At 69.2% G+C, this 17,467-nt stretch carries 15 protein-coding genes; 6 read left to right on the forward strand and 9 right to left on the reverse strand.

Going from position 1 to position 17,467, the window contains the following annotated elements; all coding sequences use genetic code 11:
- The coding region (gene fepB, locus HMPREF2886_RS30975; RefSeq protein ID WP_070749046.1) for a Fe2+-enterobactin ABC transporter substrate-binding protein at positions 1-779 on the reverse strand (779 nt) is incomplete at its 3' end.
- A gap of 126 nt (positions 780-905) precedes the next feature.
- Between fepB and HMPREF2886_RS30980 the strand changes: the two genes are divergently transcribed.
- Positions 906-1,703 carry an ABC transporter ATP-binding protein gene (locus tag HMPREF2886_RS30980; protein WP_070749048.1) on the forward strand — a complete coding sequence of 266 codons (798 nt, stop codon included), beginning with the start codon at positions 906-908 and terminating at the stop codon, positions 1,701-1,703.
- A gap of 6 nt (positions 1,704-1,709) precedes the next feature.
- On the opposite strand, the gene HMPREF2886_RS30985 is transcribed toward HMPREF2886_RS30980, so the two are convergent.
- Entirely contained in the window at positions 1,710-2,498 is a 789-nt protein-coding gene (locus HMPREF2886_RS30985; RefSeq protein WP_003119004.1) for an IclR family transcriptional regulator, read from the reverse strand.
- A gap of 255 nt (positions 2,499-2,753) precedes the next feature.
- On the opposite strand from HMPREF2886_RS30985, the gene HMPREF2886_RS30990 reads away from it, so the two are divergent.
- The 3 genes from HMPREF2886_RS30990 (at position 2,754) to HMPREF2886_RS31000 (ending at position 7,312) form a co-directional block, all read left to right on the forward strand.
- Positions 2,754-4,838: a TonB-dependent receptor gene (locus HMPREF2886_RS30990; RefSeq protein WP_070749050.1), complete on the forward strand. Its 2,085-nt coding sequence runs from the start codon at positions 2,754-2,756 to the stop codon at positions 4,836-4,838.
- 67 nt (positions 4,839-4,905) lie between these two features.
- Positions 4,906-6,213 carry an NtaA/DmoA family FMN-dependent monooxygenase gene (locus tag HMPREF2886_RS30995; RefSeq protein ID WP_033969531.1) on the forward strand — a complete coding sequence of 436 codons (1,308 nt, stop codon included), beginning with the start codon at positions 4,906-4,908 and terminating at the stop codon, positions 6,211-6,213.
- A 430-nt stretch (positions 6,214-6,643) separates the two neighbouring features.
- On the forward strand, positions 6,644-7,312 hold the full coding sequence (locus tag HMPREF2886_RS31000) for a TIGR04211 family SH3 domain-containing protein (protein ID WP_070749052.1): 669 nt from the start codon (positions 6,644-6,646) through the stop codon (positions 7,310-7,312).
- Positions 7,313-7,395: 83 nt separating this feature from the next.
- Here the strand turns inward: HMPREF2886_RS31000 and HMPREF2886_RS31005 are convergent, their stop codons facing one another.
- The 6 genes from HMPREF2886_RS31005 to HMPREF2886_RS31030 are packed head-to-tail and all read right to left on the reverse strand — an operon-like array spanning position 7,396 to position 13,496.
- Positions 7,396-8,457: a 2,3-butanediol dehydrogenase gene (locus HMPREF2886_RS31005; RefSeq protein WP_003111357.1), complete on the reverse strand. Its 1,062-nt coding sequence runs from the start codon at positions 8,455-8,457 to the stop codon at positions 7,396-7,398.
- Between the two features lie 43 nt (positions 8,458-8,500).
- Positions 8,501-9,613 carry an acetoin dehydrogenase dihydrolipoyllysine-residue acetyltransferase subunit gene (locus HMPREF2886_RS31010; protein ID WP_070749054.1) on the reverse strand — a complete coding sequence of 371 codons (1,113 nt, stop codon included), beginning with the start codon at positions 9,611-9,613 and terminating at the stop codon, positions 8,501-8,503.
- A complete protein-coding gene (locus HMPREF2886_RS31015) occupies positions 9,610-10,629 on the reverse strand; it encodes an alpha-ketoacid dehydrogenase subunit beta (RefSeq protein ID WP_003104786.1) in 1,020 nt (339 codons plus the stop codon). The genes HMPREF2886_RS31010 and HMPREF2886_RS31015 overlap by 4 nt, the downstream gene beginning before the upstream one ends.
- Before the next feature lie 32 nt (positions 10,630-10,661).
- A complete protein-coding gene (locus tag HMPREF2886_RS31020) occupies positions 10,662-11,636 on the reverse strand; it encodes a thiamine pyrophosphate-dependent dehydrogenase E1 component subunit alpha (RefSeq protein ID WP_033969538.1) in 975 nt (324 codons plus the stop codon).
- A gap of 22 nt (positions 11,637-11,658) precedes the next feature.
- A complete protein-coding gene (locus tag HMPREF2886_RS31025) occupies positions 11,659-12,699 on the reverse strand; it encodes an ATP-NAD kinase family protein (protein ID WP_070749056.1) in 1,041 nt (346 codons plus the stop codon).
- Positions 12,696-13,496 (reverse strand): SDR family NAD(P)-dependent oxidoreductase, encoded by an 801-nt coding sequence (locus HMPREF2886_RS31030; protein ID WP_033969539.1) that lies wholly within the window; start codon positions 13,494-13,496, stop codon positions 12,696-12,698. The genes HMPREF2886_RS31025 and HMPREF2886_RS31030 overlap by 4 nt, the downstream gene beginning before the upstream one ends.
- A 331-nt stretch (positions 13,497-13,827) precedes the next feature.
- Between HMPREF2886_RS31030 and HMPREF2886_RS31035 the strand changes: the two genes are divergently transcribed.
- Together HMPREF2886_RS31035 and HMPREF2886_RS31040 are read left to right on the forward strand one after the other, a co-directional pair.
- The gene (locus HMPREF2886_RS31035; RefSeq protein ID WP_033969540.1) at positions 13,828-15,705 is read left to right on the forward strand and encodes a sigma-54-dependent Fis family transcriptional regulator; all 1,878 of its coding nucleotides are present in this window, start codon (positions 13,828-13,830) and stop codon (positions 15,703-15,705) included.
- A 204-nt stretch (positions 15,706-15,909) separates the two neighbouring features.
- Positions 15,910-16,521, forward strand: a complete 612-nt coding sequence (locus HMPREF2886_RS31040; RefSeq protein ID WP_033969541.1) for a LysE family translocator — start codon at positions 15,910-15,912, stop codon at positions 16,519-16,521.
- Here HMPREF2886_RS31040 and HMPREF2886_RS31045 read toward each other — a convergent pair.
- Entirely contained in the window at positions 16,508-17,398 is an 891-nt protein-coding gene (locus HMPREF2886_RS31045; RefSeq protein WP_070749058.1) for a LysR family transcriptional regulator, read from the reverse strand. The two genes, HMPREF2886_RS31040 and HMPREF2886_RS31045, sit on opposite strands and share 14 nt — an antisense overlap.
- Positions 17,399-17,467 lie beyond the last annotated feature (69 nt).

Below are 17,467 nucleotides of genomic sequence, written 5' to 3' on the forward strand. Positions count from 1 at the left end.
TCGGCGAGGAACGCCTGCACGTCGTCGTCGCTGGCGCCGAGCAGGAACACGCTGTCGCCGGCGATGGCGGCGGGCAGGTTTTCCCGCGAGATGAACTGGAAGTCCGAAGCGCGCGTCACCTTGCCCGCCAGCGCCTCCGGCAGTTCCGCCACCTGGAAGCCGAGGGCTTCGAGCAGGCGCGCCTGGGGGCTGGCCTGGCGGCCGATGGAATAGCTGCCGGCGATGTTGTAGCCGACCACGCTGACCGGGCCCTGCGGCGGCGCGATGGCCGCGGCGACTTCGGCGGTATAGGCGTCGAAGCGCTGGATGGCGGCCTGCGCCTGGCGTTCCAGGCCGGTGTGCCGGCCCAGCTCGGTAGCCAGTTCCTGCCAGCTGTGTTTCGAGTAGTCGACCACCAGCGTCGGCACGCCCTGTGCCTCCAGCTCCGCACGGTATGGCGCGGCGCTGTCGGCGCCGGTGGCGGAGGCGACCAGCAGGTCCGGATCCTGGGCGATCACCGCTTCGATGTCGAAGCGCAGGTTGCGGTAGAGCACCTCGACGCCACGTTGGTCGGCGACCTTCGCCCATTGCGAGAAGAAGCCCTTGGCGTCGGTCAGGCGACTTGGCGTGGTGGCGGCGCTGGCCACCAGCGGTGCGTCCATCGCCAGCAGGATGCCGGTGACGCTCGGGGTGGTGGAGACGATCCGCGCCGGCTTCGGCTCCCCGGCCGCGGCGAGGGTGGCGAACAGGCTCAGGGCGAGGGCGAGTAACGGCAGGGTGGAGCGGCGGCGGGTCGGCATGAAGGCTGTTTTCGCTGTAGGGGAAGCCGGGCGGACGGATTCATATGATAATGCTTCTCATGCAATCTATTCCATAATGTAGAATCGATTCCACATATTCGAGCCATTCTTATCCAGGAACCTCCCATGACCCATCGCCTGCACGCGGACGCCGTGACCTTGCGCCGCGACGCGCGGACCGTTTCGCGGAATCTCTCGCTGGCCATCCCCGAGGGTTCGTTCAGTGTGATCGTCGGGCCCAACGCCTGCGGCAAGTCGACCCTGCTGGCGGCATTGTCGCGCCTGTTGGCGCCGGCCGAGGGCCGGGTGGGGCTGGACGGCAGGGATATCCACAGCCTGTCGGGACGGGAAGTGGCGCGGCGTCTCGGCCTGCTGCCGCAGAGCGCGCTGGCGCCGGATGGCATCACGGTGGCCGAGCTGGTGGCGCGCGGGCGCTATCCGCACCAGTCGTTCCTGCGCCAGTGGTCGCCGGCGGATGAGCGCGCGGTAGCGGCGGCGCTACGCGCCACGCGGGTCGACGGCCTGGCCGAGCGACCGCTCGACGCACTCTCCGGCGGCCAGCGACAACGCGTGTGGATCGCCATGGTGCTGGCGCAGGAAACCCCGTTGCTGCTGCTCGACGAGCCGACCACCTACCTGGATATCGTCCACCAGATCGAATTGCTCGAACTGCTCGCCGAGCTGAATCGCCAGGGGCGCACCATCGTCGCCGTGCTGCACGACCTCAACCAGGCCTGCCGCTATGCCTCGCACCTGATCGCCATGCGCGACGGCGCGATCCTCGCCGAGGGCGCGCCGGCGCAGATCTTCACCGAGCGTCTGGTGGAGGAGGTGTTCGGCTTGCGCTCGTTGATCATCGCCGACCCGGTCAGCGGCACGCCGCTGCTGGTGCCGCGCGGGATCGCCGCCGACGCGCCGGGCTGAGGTGGCTCAGCGCGGCGGCGGCCGCATGCCGGGATGGAGGACCAGGCCGCCGGTGGACTGGTTGACCTGCAGCGCCTCGTGGAACAGCGCGTCGCGGTCTTCCGCCGACTGCAACTGGCCGAGATCGGTCACCGTGGTCATCGCGCAGACGATTTCCTGCTGGGCGTCGAACACCGGCGCCGCCTGGCCGGTGACGTTCGACAGCAGGTGGCTGGTCAGCTCGGCCCAGCAGCGCTCGCGCACCTCGTCGAGCAGCGCGCGGCTCGGCGGGCTGCCGCGGAAGTGCGCCGGTTGCTGCTTGCGCGCGGCGTCGACCACGGCCTTCGGCAGGAAGGCCTGGAACACCAGGCCGCAGGCGGTGTTGTCGATGGGCAGGATATCGCCCAGGGCCAGCGGGTTGATCGAGAAATAGGCGCTGCGGTACCAGCGCACCAGGGTCGGGCCGCGCTCGGTCCAGATCGCCACCCCGCCGCTGGCGGCATGCCGTTGGGCCAGGGCCTTCATGTGGCGGGCGGCGATATCCACCGCGTCGATCCGCTTCAGCGCGCCTATGCCGATGCTCAGCGCCGCCGGCCCGAGGTCGTAGAGACCGCTGAGCGGGTCCTGGCGGGCCAGGCCTTCCTTCACCAGGCTCTGCAGGTAGCGGTGCGCGGTGGAGCCGCCGGTGCCGGTGCGCCGGGCCACTTCGCCGAGGGCCAGTTCGCCTTCGGCGTTGGCCAGGGTCTTCAGGAAGCGCGCGGCGATGGACACCGACTGGATGGTGCCGGAGCGCTTTTCGCCCGGGGCGTCCGGCATCTCGTCCGCCGGGGGCTGCGAAGTATTCAACGGCTCGGTCTCCTCACCACGGTTGATCCATAGGCTTCGGTCCGCGCTGCGGTGGCGCGGGCGGCGCCCATGATACCGATTCCCCGGGGCGGTGGGGCGCCGCGGAAGGGACGGGCGTAGGAGATTTAATATTTCGCAATGAGGAATCTATTCCCCATTGAGGAATGATCTGGCGGCGTGATAGCCTGAATGTAAAAGAGAGTCATTCCCATTTGGAGAAGGTCCTTGAACGCCCGCACGCACCGCACGCTCAACCGGGGAATCGGCGTCGTCACGCTGTCCACCCTGCTCGCCTCGCCATCGGCACTGGCCCGGGAAAACCCGCCCGCCGAGGACGAACCCGCCGCCCTCGAGGCGCTGGTCGTGACCGGCGAGAAACGTGAACGCTCGCTGAAGGACACGGCGTCCTCGGTATCGCTCACCAGCGCCCGCGACATCGACCGCAAGCAGACCGGCAACGCCTCGGTCGCCGAGGTGATCAATGGCAGTCCCAACGTGGTCTACACCGACTCGGTGGGCGCGCCGATCATCCGCGGCCAGGACGCCCAGGGCCCGAACAACGGGCAGAACGTGTTCTGGGGCGGCACCGTGCCGCGGGCGACGATCAACCTCGATGGCCACTACCTGAACTACAACGAGATGTTCTTCGGCGCGACCTCGGTCTGGGACGTCGACAGCATCGAGGTATTCCGCGGCCCGCAGACTACCTCCCAGGGCGCCAACGCCATCGCCGGGGCGATCATCGTCAACACCAAGGACCCGAGCTTCAGCCCCGAGGCTGCCTACCAGGCGGAGATCGGCAGCTACCATTCGCGGCGCAGCTCGATCGCGGTGTCCGGCCCGCTGGCGCAGGATTTCGCCGGGCGCCTGGCGGTGGACTACGCGGGCCGCGACACCTTCATCGACTACGACAACCCGAAGTTCCAGGGCAGCGGCACCGACCAGGACTTCCGCGCCCTCAACGCGCGCGCCAAGCTGCTCTGGCTGCCCAGCGGAATTCCGGGCCTGGAGAGCAAATTCACCTTCTCCCACAACGACAGCAACCGTCCGACCCAGGAAGCGGCGACCCGCCCGTTCGACAAGCTCGACCATCGCTCGACCACCATGCCCAGCTGGGAGCAGGACACCAACACCAGCATCCTCGACGTCGCCTATGACCTCGACAACGGCATCCGCCTGTTCAACCAGGCGCAGTACTCGCTGTCCTCGGTGCACCGCACCACCGGCGCGGGCGGCGAGGGCGACGCCGACATCCGCCAGAAGAACGCCTCCAACGAATCGCGGATCAGCTTCGGCGAGCAGGAGGACCGGATCAGCGGCATGGGCGGGGTCTACTACGCCCGCACCCGCACCGACGAGACACTGCACCTGCGCGGGCTGTCGGCCTTCGACGACACGAAGAAGAACCTCGGCGTGTTCGGCGAGCTGAACTACCGCCTGAGCGACCGCTGGACCCTGACCACCGGCCTGCGCTACCAGGAGGATCGCATCGAGCGCAGCGGCAACTCGGTGCTGGCGCCGCGTCCGCTGGACTACCAGAAGACCTTCTCGGCCTTCCTGCCGAAAGTCTCCCTGGCCTTCGCCGCGACCCCGGACTGGACCGTCGGCGGCCTGGTCAGCCGCGGCTACAACCCCGGCGGCGTGTCGCTCAACCTGACCACCCGCAACTGGGCCTACTTCAAGGAAGAAACCATCTGGAACTACGAACTGTTCACCCGCGCCAGCCTGCTCGACGGCCGCCTGCTGCTGAACGGCAACCTGTTCTTCATGGATTTCAAGGACGCCCAGTACAACATCCCGGTGGTGGTCTCGCCGGGGGTGGCGCAGTCGTACACCATCAACGCCGAGAAGGCCCACGCCTACGGCATGGAGCTGGACCTCGACTACCGCCTGCGCGACGACCTGCGGCTGAAGGCCAGCGCCGGCGTGCTACGCACCCGGATCGACGAGATGTCCGGCAATACCGGCTACGAGCACAACGAGTTCGCCCGCTCGCCGGGCTATACCCTCGGCTTCGGACCGAGCTGGGACGTCACCGAGCGCCTCAACCTGAACGCCCAGGTGCGCTACCTGGACGGCTACTACTCGGACACCGCCAACACCAAGGCCTACTCGATCAAGGCCTACACCCTCACCGACGCCCGCGCCAGCTACCGCTTCAACGACCAGGTGCAGCTCTATGGCTACGTGAAGAACGTGTTCGACGACCGCTCGCCCACCTACATGCAGGAAAACCGGGGGATCGGCGGCATCGAGGCGAGCATGACGCAGCCGCGGACCCTCGGCATCGGCATCAAGGGCACCTTCTAGGCGCCCCGAGAAGCCGGCCCCGCGCAGGGCCGGCCCAGCCCCAGAGCCCATACAGGAGATTGGCACGATGAGTACCCCGAAACGCCTGCACATCGGCATGTCGCTGGCCCCCACCTGGCTCAGCGGCGATGCCTGGCGGCGCCCCGACAGCAACATCGAAGGCATCTTCGGCAGCGATTTCGCCGTCGACATCGCCAGGCGCTCCGAAGCCGCCCACCTCGACTTCGTGTTTCGCCCGGACGTCAGCAGCCTGCCACTGGACGTGCTGGAGACCGGCTCCGGCTTCGCCAGCCTGGATCCCACCGTACTGCTTGCCGCGGTCGCCCGCGAAACCTCGCGGATCGGCCTGGTGTCGACGGTCTCCACCACGTTCTATCCGCCCTACGTGGTGGCCCGGCAGTTGCAATCGCTGCACTGGATCAGCAACGGCCGCGCCGGCTGGAACATCGTCACCGCGCTGCAGGGCCACGAGAACTTCGGCCTGGACGCGATGCCCGATGCGGAGCAGCGCTACGCGCGCGCCGCCGAGTTCACCCGGCTGGTGCACGACCTGTGGGACAGCTTCCCCCGCGAGGCACTCCTGGTCGACCGCGAGAGCGGCCGCTACGCCGACGTTTCCCGGGTGCGCCCGGTCGACCACGACGGCGAATTCCTCAAGGTCAAGGGACCGCTCAACCTGCCGGCCTTCGGCGAGGCGCGGATTCCCCTGGTGCAGGCCGGCGCCTCCGAGAGCGGGCGCGATTTCGCCGCCTCGGTGGCCGACCTGGTGTTCGCGCCGACCCCGGACAAGGAGGCCGCCCTGGAACTGCGCCGCGACCTTTCCCGCCGCGCCGAACGCCACGGTCGCTCGCCGCGCGACGTGCGCCTGCTGCCGGGCTTCAGCCTGTACCTGGCGGAGAGCCGCGAGGAGGCGCGGGAAATCTTCATGCAGACCCACGCGCGCCTGGACCGCACGCGCAAGTTCGCCGCGATCAGGCAGATGCTCGGCCTCGACCTCAGCGACTGGCCGCTGGACCGGCCGATTTCCGCGGCCGACCTGCCGCCGCCGGTGGCCAACCCCGGCAGCCGCACCCACACCGACCTGCTGCGGCGCCTGATCGAGCGCGAGACGTTACGCCTGGACCAGTTGCTGCTGCGCCCCGAGGTGATTTCCGCGGCGCACTGGCAGGTCATCGGTACGGTGGACGATGCCGTCGAGCAGATCGTCGACTGGGCCGCCGCCGGCGCCATGGACGGTTTCATCGCCGCGCCGGGAGGCTCGGTCGGCTCGCTGCGGCTGTTCCTCGAACAGGTGGTGCCGCGCCTGGTGGAGAAGGGGCTGTTCCGCGAGCGCTATAGCGCCACTACCTTCGCCGGGCACCTGGCAGAGGAATGATGGAAATGGCCGGCGACGGCCGCGACCTGGCGGCGATGGCGAGCGAGTGACCGCCTGATGGGGCGGGTGTATCGCGGCGCGCCATCGGCGCCATCCGATTGGTGGGGCGCGGTACAGGCGAGGGAGCCTCTGCCTTGGCGTAGATACCGTCGTACCCGGGGATCATCCGGACAGGTCGCAGCCTGGGCAGCGCTGGCCGTCGGCAGGCCTGGCATTCTGTTGTTACAACCATCCATCCATTCCTGCGCAAACGAGTGAACTCAATCGCCCCGAGCGCTGTCTGTCAGCCGTCGGCCCAACCGGGCCGGGCGCATGGCCCTTGGCCATGCGGTAGCCCCGCCCCGGTCACGCGCTTGTCCATAACAATTCGACTGGCCGGCTTTTTCGCTCCCCTTTGCGGGTTTCGTTCTCTCGCCATGTGAAGATTGCCATGTCCCTATCCCGTCGCATCCCCGCCGCTCTTTCCCCGTTCCAGAACCGCGTCATCGGAGCCTGCCTGCTCGGCGGCCTGCTGGCGGCCGGCGCCCCGGCGCAGGCCGAGGAGGCGACCGGCAACGCGCGCTGGGTGAGCGACAGCCTGACCACTTTCGTGCGCAGCGGCCCCACCGATGGCTATCGCATCGTCGGCACCCTCACCTCCGGGCAGAAGGTCGAGCTGCTCGGCACCCAGGGCAACTACAGCCAGGTGCGCGGCGAGAACGGCAGCACCGTGTGGATTCCCAGCCGCGACTTGCAGGAGGTTCCCGGCCAGGCCGAGCGCCTGCCGCAACTGGAGCAGAAGGTGGCCGCCCTGACCGCCGAGCTGGACGGCATCAACGACACCTGGAAGACCCGCGTGCAGGGCATGCAGGAAACCCTCGACACGCGCAAGAAGCTGATCGACGAATTGCAGGCGGCGCGCAGCAACCTGGACCCCGAGCTCGGCAAGGCCCGCTCCGACCTGCGTGCGGTGCAGGCGCAACTGGGCGACGAGAACAAGCAGGTGCTGATGCGCTACATGGTCTACGGCGGCAGCATCGCCGGCGCCGGCCTGTTCGCCGGGCTGATCCTGCCGTCGCTGCTGAGGGTGCGGCGCAAGCGCAACGACAAGTGGTTCTGAGCCTCCGCCCGCGTCTCTGCGTTTCGTAAAGGAAGCCCCGCCGGCCGCGGGGCTGCGTCGCAAGCGCGATAAGGGCTGAAGCGTCAGCCGCCCGGCGAGACGATGATCTTCACGTTGTGCTCCTTGTTGTTCACCAACTCTTCGAAACCGCGCTCGACGATTTCTTCCAGGCCGATGCGCCCGGTCACCAGCGGTGCGATGTCGAGGCGGCCGTCGGCTATGAAGGCGATCACGTCGGCGAACTCGCCGTTGTAGGCGAGGGCGCCGAGCAACTGCTTCTCGGTGGAAACCAGCTCGAAGAAATTGAACTCGCTGGGCTCCTCGAAGATTCCCACAAGCACGCACTTGCCGGCCTTGCGGATGGCATCGATGGCCAGCTTGGCGGTGTGCTTGTTACCGATGCATTCGAAGCTGACGTCGGCGCCAAGCCCGCCGGTGAGGGCGCGGATTTCGCCTAGGGCGTCGCACCGCGAGGGGTCGAGCACCTGGCTGGCGCCGACCTCCAGGGCCTTGGCCTTGCGCGCCGAGGACATCTCCAGGGCGATCACCTGCGCCGCGCCGGCGGCGCGCGCGCACATGATGGTGCACAGGCCGATGGTGCCGGCGCCGACCACCACCACGTTCTGCCCGAGCAGGCTGCCGGCCTTCTTCACCGCGTGCATGCCCACCGCCAGCGGCTCGATCAGCGCGCCGGCCTCGCTGGGAAATCCGGCCGGCAGGGCGTAGAGCAGGTTGGCCGGTACGTTGACGTATTCGGCGAAGGCGCCGTTGTTCATCAGCCCGGTGAAGGCCAGGTTCTCGCAGATGTTGTACAGCCCATGCCGGCAGTAGTAGCAGGTGCCGCAGTGCTGGCAGGCGTCTGCGGCGACCGCCTGGCCGACGGCGAAGCCGGTCACGCCGTTGCCGAGGCGGACGATTTCGCCGCTGAACTCGTGGCCGAGGATGCACTGATCCTTGAGGCCGGTGAGCGGGTGCGGCGCCTCCACGGGGATGAATACCGGGCCGGCCAGGTATTCGTGCAGGTCGGAGCCGCAGATGCCGCACCAGTGCACGCGGATCTGCACCCAGCCGGGCGGTGGCTCGGCCGGGAGCGGCACGTCTTCCACGCGGATATCGTGGCGGCCGTGCCAGACGGCGGCGCGCATCGCCGCGTTGGCTTGCGGGGAACTGTTCATGTCGGTCGTCTCCTCAATGCGGGCGGAGGAAGTCGAGCAGCAGGCGGTTGACCTGCTCGGCGGCTTCCATCTGCACCATGTGCGCCTGTCCGGGAATGATCTCCACCTGGGCTGGCAGGCCCTCGGCATGCCGCGCCGGGATGATCGCGTCATCGCTGCCCCAGATCGCCAGGACCGGCTGGCGGCCCTCGCTCGCCACGGCACGCAGGTCGTTGCGCTGGCGACCGTCGGCGAACAGGTTGTCCAGCAACTGGCGCAGGGCCGCATCGACGCCTTCCAGGCGCTTGTAGCGGAGCATGTCCTCGAGCATCTGCCGGGTGACCAGCGCGGGGTCGGAGAACAACTGCATCAGTTGCGGCTTCAACGCGTTGCGGTTGGCCGCCTCGACGAAGCCGCGCAGGTAGTCGCCGTTGATCTCCTCGCCGAGGCCGGCGCTGCCGATCAGGCTCAGCGACAGCACCCGCTGCGGCGCCAGGCGCGCGCAGTTCAGCGCCACCGCTCCCCCCATGGAGTGACCGGCCAGGTGTGCCTGTTCCAGGTCGAGGTGGTCGAGCAGGGCCAGCACGCTGCCGCTGAGTTCATCGAGGTCGCCGCGCACCAGGACCTTGCCGGACTCACCGTGGCCCGGCAGGTCTAGGGCGATCACCCGCCGCTCGGCGGCCAGCGCCTCGTGGTTGAACAACCAGTTGTTCAGGTCGCCACCGAAACCGTGGATCAGCAGTAGCGCCGGATCGCCCTCGCCGCGGTCGAAATAGCGCAGGAGGCGCCCGTCCAGCTCGACTTTCCGCGGTGCCGGTCCGCTGTCCGCAGCGTCCTCGTCGGCGGGTACGAATTCGGCCTGGAAGCGTTGCACCAGCGCGTCGATCTCCTCCTCGCTCGCCTCGCCCTCGACCACCACGCCGAGCAGCGCGCCGACCGCCAGGGTTTCGTCCTCGCGCGCCACCTTGCGCCGCAGCACGCCCGAGAAGGGCGCCTCGACGCTGCTGGAGATCTTGTCGGTCTCCACGTCGAGCACCTCGTCGCCTTTCTCGATATGCGCGCCCTCTTCCTTGAGCCAGGCGTCCACCCGACCCTCGGTCATCGACAGGCCCCACTTGGGCATGGTCAGCGTATGGATCCGGCTCATGCCGCGTCCCTCCCTTCCAGGGCCTGGCGCACGGCTGCCTCGATCTTCGCCGCGTCGGGGATGTAGAGGTCTTCCAGGGCGTCGGAGAAAGGCACCGGCGTATGGGGCGCGGTGACCCGGCGGATCGGCGCGCGCAGCGCGGAGAAGGCCCGTTCGGCGACCAGCGCGGCGATGTCGGTGGCCATCGAGCAGCGTGGGTTGGCTTCGTCGACCACCACCAGGCGGCCGGTCTTTTCCACGCTTTCGAGAATGCTGTCCTCGTCCAGCGGGCTGGTGCTGCGCAGGTCCAGTACTTCGCAGGAGATGCCCTGGCGCGCCAGGCTGGCGGCGGCGTCCAGCGCCAGGTGGACCATGCGGCCGTAGGTCACCAGGGTGACGTCGTCGCCGTCGCGGAGGAAGTTCGCCTCGCCGAAGGGTACGCTGTACAGTTCCTCGGGTACCTCGCCCTGCATCGAATAGAGCAGCTTGTGCTCGCAGAAGATCACCGGGTCGTTGTCGCGGATCGCCTGGACCAGCAGGCCCTTGGCGTCGTAGGGCGACGACGGGCAGACCACCTTGAGGCCGGGGATGTGGGTCCATAGCGAAGTGAGCATCTGCGAATGCTGGGCGGCGGCGCGCAGGCCGGCGCCGACCATGGTACGGATCACCAGCGGGGTGACCGCCTTGCCGCCGAACATGTAGCGGAACTTGGCGGCCTGGTTGAGGATCTGGTCCAGGCAGCAACCGGCGAAGTCGACGAACATCAGTTCGCACACCGGGCGCATGCCGCGGGTGGCGGCGCCGACCGCGGCGCCGACGTAGCCGATCTCTGACAACGGGGTGTCCAGCACGCGGCCGGGGAACTGGTGGTAGAGGCCCTTGGTGACCCCCAGCACGCCGCCCCAGGCGTCGTCCTCGCCGGGCGCGCCGGCGCCGCCGGCATTGTCTTCGCCCATGATGAAGACGCTCGGGTCGCGGCGCATTTCCTGGGCCAGCGCCTCGTTGATGGCCTGCTGGTAGCTGATCTTTCTCGCCATGATGGTTCTCCTCGTTCTTGTTTTCGGGCGGCTCAGGGATAGGACACGTAGACGTCGCGCAGCAGGTCGGCCGGCTCCGGCTTGGGATCGTTCTTGGCGCGCTGCACGGCATCCTCGATGCGCGCCTCGACCTCGGCGTCGATGGCGTCCAGGTCGCTGGCGGAGAGCAGGCCGGCGTGGCAGGTGCGTTCGCGGAACTGCTTGAGGCAGTCGCGGGTTTCCCGGTAGTGCTTTACTTCGTCGGGGTCGCGGTAGGTCTGTGCGTCGCCCTCGAAGTGTCCGTAGTAGCGGGTCAGCTTGACTTCGATCAGCGACGGCCCCTCGCCGGCGCGGGCGCGCTCGATGGCGGCGCCGGCAGCCTCGTGGACGGCGAAGAAGTCGAAGCCGTCGACGGTCACCCCGGGCATGCCGAAACCGGCGGCGCGGTCGGCGATGTGGTCGCAGGCCACCGACCAGTTGGCCGCGGTGGCCTCGGCATAGCCGTTGTTCTCGGCGACGAACAGGCACGGCAGGTTCCACACCGCGGCCAGGTTCATCGCCTCGAACACCGCGCCTTCGTTGGAGCCGCCATCGCCGAAGAAGGCCACCGCCACCGCATCGCTGCCTTTCAGCTTGGCCGCCAGCGCGGCGCCGGCGGCCAGCGGCGCGCCGGCGCCGACGATTCCGTTGGCGCCGAGCATGCCTTTTTCCAGGTCGGCTATATGCATGGAGCCGCCCTTGCCCTGGCAGACCCCGGTCTTCTTGCCATAGATCTCCGCCATCATGCCGTGCACGTCTACGCCCTTGGCGATGCAGTGGCCGTGGCCGCGATGGGTGGAGGCGATGCAGTCGTCGTCGCGCAGGTGCGCCATCACGCCGGCGGCGGAGGCTTCCTCGCCGGCGTAGAGGTGGACGAAGCCGGGTATCTCGCCCGTGGCGAACTCGACGTGCAGGCGTTCCTCGAAGGCGCGGATGGTGCGCATCACGCGGTAGGCATGGAGCAGTTGGTCGGTGCTCAGAGTGGACATCTTGTTGTTCTCCAGGTTGTCTTCACGGGGTCATCGGGGTTCGCTGGCCGGCCAGCAGGCGATGGCGGGCGGCGTAGGCGAGGGTGGCCGGCACATCGACGCTGAACGGGCCGGAAGGGTCGAGGGTGATGCTCGGGCGGTCGGTGGCGCTGAACTCGATCTCGCGCTCGCCGTCCAGCGCCAGGGTCCCGCTGGACAGGCTCGGTGCGTGGGCCACGCCCGGTTGCAGGTAGCCGGCGGCAGAGACCCCGCAGCCCACCAGCAGGCCCGGCGCCAACGGCACCAGCAGGCTCTCGCGGGCGTCCGGATGCAGGCGCATCCAGGCGCCGTGGGGCTCCTCGCGGCTCACCGGCGACCACAGTCCGCAAAGCGCCGAAAGGCCGATGGCGTGGGGTTCGGCAAAGCTGACGAAGACTTCGGCGAGGTCTTCGGCGCGACTGATGGCGCGGGCGCCGATGAACGGCTGCGGCGACACCGCGACGTCCACCAGCGCCCACTCGCAGAGCCCGCGGCGCGGCTCGCGCACCAGCAGGCGCTTGTTGCGTCGCAGACCGATCTCCGGCGGCACCCGGTTGCTGGCGCAGAGGCCGCCGGCGAGCCCCGCGCCGGTGGCTTCGCGCAGCTCCGGGAAGGCGTTGTTGGTCCCGGTGGACAGCGCCAGCAGGGGGACATCGCCGACCTCCGCGGCCACTGCCTTGTGCGTGCCGTCGCCGCCGAGCACGGCGATCAGCGCCACGCCGCGCTCGACCATGCGCCGCGCCGCCAGGCGGGTATCCTCGACGCCCTGGCGCAGCGGCATGTCGAGGAACTCCAGGAACGGCCAGTGGCCGTCGCGGGCCTGGCGGGTCTGGCTGGCCCGGAGCACGGCGGCGGCGATGCCGGTCATGTCCGGCGGCAGCAACGCATGGCGGATGCCGGTGGCGCCGAAGGCGGCGAGCAGGCGTTGCACCACCGATGCCTTGTCGGTGCTGGAGTGCAGCCCGGCATGGGCGGTGAGGCGACGCAGGTCGCGACCGGAGGCCGGGTTGGCGATGATGCCGACGATCGGCGAGGGCGGGGTCATAGCGAGAATCCGCCGTCGACGGCGATGGCCTGGCCGGTGACGTGCGGCGCGCAGGCCAGGTAGACGACGAGCTGGCCCATGTCTTCGACGGTCTGCGCCTCGCCCTGGGGCAGCAGGCTGGCCTGGTGGCGTTCCCAGGACTGCGCCTCGCTTTCGCCGGCCTGCCGCCAGCGGCCCGACAAGCCGTCCTCGCCGCGCCACATTCCGGTGCCGACGATTCCCGGGCAGAGCGCGTTGACCGTCACCCCGTCGCGCGCGACTTCCTTGGCCAGGGCATTGCTGAAACCGATCACGGCAAACTTCGAGGCACAGTAGTGGGCGAGGTCGGGGAGACCGACCTTGCCGGCGATCGATGACAGGTTGACGATCCGCCCCCAGCGCTGCGCCTGCATCAGCGGCAGTTCGGCCTGGCAGCAGAGGAACACGCCGCGGGCGTTGACGTTCATCACCCGGTCCCAGTCGGCGAGGCTGAGTTCGGCGACCTTGCGGATGCTGATCACCCCGGCATTGTTCACCGCCACGTCGAGCCGGCCGAACTCAGTGGCGACCCGCTCGACCATCGCCCGGACGCTGTTGCCGTCGCTGACGTCGACCCCAAGGGCCAGGCTGCGGCGACCGAGGCTGCGGATCGCGGCGGCGGTTTCCTCGGCGACCTGCGGATCGAGGTCGGCCACCGCCACGTCGGCGCCGGCGCGCGCCAGGGCGAGGGCGATGCCCCGGCCGATGCCGCGTCCGGCGCCGGTCACCAGCGCGACCCGGGAAGACAGGGAGAAATCGTCGGACGACGTAGCGTGCATGTTTCACCTCTGATTGTTCTTGTAGGTGTATGCGGCAGGGCGTTGGGAGGAGCGGACAGTCCGCCCTGCCGTCGCCGTGGCTGGAGCAAGGCCGATGCCAGGTTGCGGCGTGGCGGCCGGAAGGCCCGTCGTAGAGCGCCGGCATGGGAAGGCCGGCGACCGCCGGGGCGACGTCCGGCGAGACAACCCATGTCATCGCGCACGGGTTCCCGGCGAGACGCTGAGACGCTCCGTCTCAGTCGTCGGCTGTGGCGGCCCGGCGCTTGTCGAGGGTCGCCGATGGGCGCTTAATGGGCGGCACAACAACAAGATGCCGAGCAACGGAGGCCCCATGCTTTCCGCACACTCGAAGGACCATGTGGACTGTGTCAGCCGTGTCCTGAGGAACGCCGCGCGCCTGCCGCAGGCGCCGGTGCCGACGCCGATCCTCGACTCCTGGCGCCGCTCCATGGAGCAGCACCGTCTCGACCCGGGGTCCCTGCAAGGGCCGCGGATTCTCTCGCAGACCCTCCTCGACGAATGTCGCGGGCGTTCCGAACTGTTCCTGCGCATCGCCAGCGAAGAGGTGGCGCGACTGCATGGACGGGTGCGCGATGCCGACTACTGCGTACTGCTCACCGATGCCCAGGGGCGGACCATCGACTACCGTGTCGAGTCGACCATCCGCAACGACTGCCGCAAGGCCGGGCTGTACCTCGGCACCTGCTGGTCGGAAGGCGAGGAGGGCACCTGCGGGGTGGCCGCCGTACTCACCGACAGGACTGCGGTGACGGTGCACAAGCGCGATCACTTCCGCGCCGCCTTCATCGACCTGACCTGTTCCGCGGCGCCGGTCTTCGATCCGCAGGGCGAGTTGCTCGGTGTGCTCGACGTTTCCGCCGTGCAATCGCCGGACGACCGCCGCAGCCAGCACCTGATCCGGCAGATGGTGGCGCAGAGCGCGCGGGAAATCGAGAACGCCTTCTTCATGCACAGCGCCCAGGGCCATTGGGTGCTGCGCGCGCACCGTGCGCCGGGCTACGTCGACAGCCAGCCGGACTACCTGTTCGCCTGGGACGCCGACGGGCGCCTGCTGGCGTTGAACCCGGCGGCGCGGCACTACCTGCGGCAGCGCCTGGGGCAGGTGCCGAGCCACATCGGCGAGGTGTTCGACCTCGACGCCCTGCACGCCGCCGCCGACCAGGCGCCGTGCCTGCTGCGCGGCCAGGCCGGCGAGCTGCACGTGCGTCTCAGCGCGCCGCGGGCGAAGGCGCGGCGGCTGGAGCGCGAGGTGCCCGACGACGCTGCGCTCGACCCGCGCATCGCCGAAAGCCTGCGCCTGGCGGTGCGGGTCAAGGACCGCAACCTGCCGGTGCTGATCCAGGGCGAGACCGGCGCCGGCAAGGAGGTTTTCGCCCGCCAGTTGCACCAGGCCAGCGCCCGTCGCGACAAACCCTTCGTCGCGCTCAACTGCGCGGCGATTCCCGAAAGCCTGATCGAGAGCGAGCTGTTCGGCTACGTTGGCGGAGCCTTTACCGGCGCGGCGGCGAAAGGGATGCGCGGCCTGCTGCAGCAGGCCGATGGCGGCACCCTGTTCCTCGACGAGATCGGCGACATGCCGCTGGGCCTGCAGACCCGCCTGCTGCGCGTGCTGGCCGAAGGCGAGGTGGCGCCGCTGGGGGCTGCGCGCCGGCAGGCTGTGGATATCCAGGTGATCTGCGCCACCCACCGCGACCTGGCGGCGCTGGTGGCGGCCGGCGGCTTCCGCGAGGATCTCTACTTCCGCCTCGGCGGCGCCCGCTTCGAACTGCCGCCGCTACGCGAACGCAGCGACCGGCTGGCGCTGATCCGGCGCATCCTCGACGAGGAAACCGCGCACTGCGGCGTACGCATCGAACTCGGCGAGGCAGCCCTGGAATGCCTGCTCGGCTATCGCTGGCCGGGCAATGTCCGCCAGTTGCGGCATGTGTTGCGCTACGCCTGCGCGCTGTGCGGCGGCGCCACCCTGCAACTCGCCGACCTTCCGGCAGAGCTGCGTGGCGAAGGCCGGACACCGGCCAGTGCTTCCGAGAGCGGCGGCGGTCCGGAGCGCGACGCCCTGCTCGACGCTCTCGTGCGGCATCGCTGGAAACCCATGGCCGCGGCGCGGGAACTGGGTATCTCGCGAGCGACCCTGTATCGGCGGGTGCGCCGGCATGGCATCCGCATGCCGGGCCAGGCGGACGACTGAGGTGCGGGGGCGGCCGGCGCGGTCGTCAAGCGCGGAAAATCAAAACCAGCCTTGAGCCTTGCCCCGTTAATGCCGGTGGGCTTTCCCTGTAGCGTTCCGGGCAGCGGCGCAACCCGTTCGGTCGCGCCCCGCCAGGAGCCTACGGAGGAAACCCATGCCCGCCCCGCACCAGCCAGCCCGCAACCCGACCGGGGAGTTCGACCCATGCCGCTAGCCCTGCTGCTCGCCATGGGCGCGTTCTCCCTGAGCCTGTCGATTTCCCCCGGTCCGGTGAACCTGACCATCGTCGCTTCCGGCGCCAACCATGGTTTGCGCCGGACCCTGCCGTTCGTCACCGGCGCCACCCTCGGTTTCGTCCTGCTGCTGGCCTTCGTCGGCTTCTGGTTCGTCCGCGCGATCGAGGCCTACCCGCGCTTCTTCGACTACCTGGGGATGGCCGGCGCGGCGTTCATCGCCCATGTGGGCTACCGCATCGCCACCGCGGATCCACGCCTGGCCCTTGAGGAAAACGGGGTCCCCGGGTTCTTCCAGGGCGTGCTCCTGCAATGGCTCAATCCCAAGGCCTGGATCGCCTGCGCTTCCGGCGTGGCCTTGTTCGCCAGCCCGAGCACGCACGCGCCGCTGCTGGTCTTCATGGCCATCTACCTGGTGGTCTGCTACCTCTCGCTGGCCGCCTGGGCGCTGCTCGGCGACCGCGTGGCGCTGCTGCTCGACAGCCCCCGGCGGGTGCGCCTGTTCAATCGGGCGATGGGCGGCACCCTGGTGCTGACCGCCGGCTACATGCTCTACCTGCAGCTTGCCGCTAGCCCGGGTTGAAGGCCTCGTAGAGGCGATTGATGAGGGTATAGGCGATGCTGCTGGCGGGTACGTTGGGCGGCCACACCGCATACACCTTCAACGGCTCCAGGCGCCATTCCGGCAGCACCGCGCGCAACTCGCCGCGGCGGATCGGCTCGTCGCTCAGGTAGGTTGGCGGCGCGGCCAGGCCGACGCCGAGGCGGGCCAGGCGGCAGGAGGCTTCGACGCTGTCGACGCGCACCCGCGGGGTGTAGTCGACGCGTACCTCCTCGTCGTCCCGCGCATGACGGAATAGCCGGCTGTCGGGGCGCATGCCGAGCCCGATCCATTCCAGCCGCTGCAGGTCGCGCGGGTGTTCCAGCGGCGCGTGCCGGGCCAGGAATGCCGGCGCCGCCACTACCTGGCGCGGCAGCAGGAACAGGTGACGGGCCTTCAGCGAGCTGTCCGGCAGGTCGCCGATGCGGAAGGCGATGTCGATGCCGTCGCCGATGATGTCGTGGCGGCTGTCGTCGCAGGCGACGCCGAGGTCGAGGTCGGGATGCTCCTCGATGAAGGCTGCCAGGTGACGGGTGAAGTCGCCGTTGACGAACACCGCGGGCATCGAGATGCGCAGGCTGTTGCGGGTCGAGACGGCGCGCTGGCGGAACTCGATGACGCCCTTCTCGTAGAGTTCCAGCATGGAGCGGGCGGTGTCCAGCAACTGCGTGCCGTCCTGGGTCAGCGACAGCTTGCGGCTGTTGCGGTAGAGCAGCGCACGGCCCAGGTTCCGTTCCAGCCTGGACAGGTGCAGGCTGGCGGTCGCGGCACTCAGGCCCAGCGCTTCGGCGCCGCCGGAGACGGAGCCGGTCTCGGCGATCTTGGCGAATACGATCAGGTAGCGGATGTCGTCGATCATGCGGTCTCTCGTCGCGGGGGCTGGGTGCATCCTGCGCGATGGTGGCCAGCCGGACAAGCGCGAGAGGTA

The organism is Pseudomonas sp. HMSC066A08 (assembly GCF_001813025.1).
GTDB classification, from domain to species: Bacteria; Pseudomonadota; Gammaproteobacteria; order Pseudomonadales; family Pseudomonadaceae; genus Pseudomonas; species Pseudomonas aeruginosa.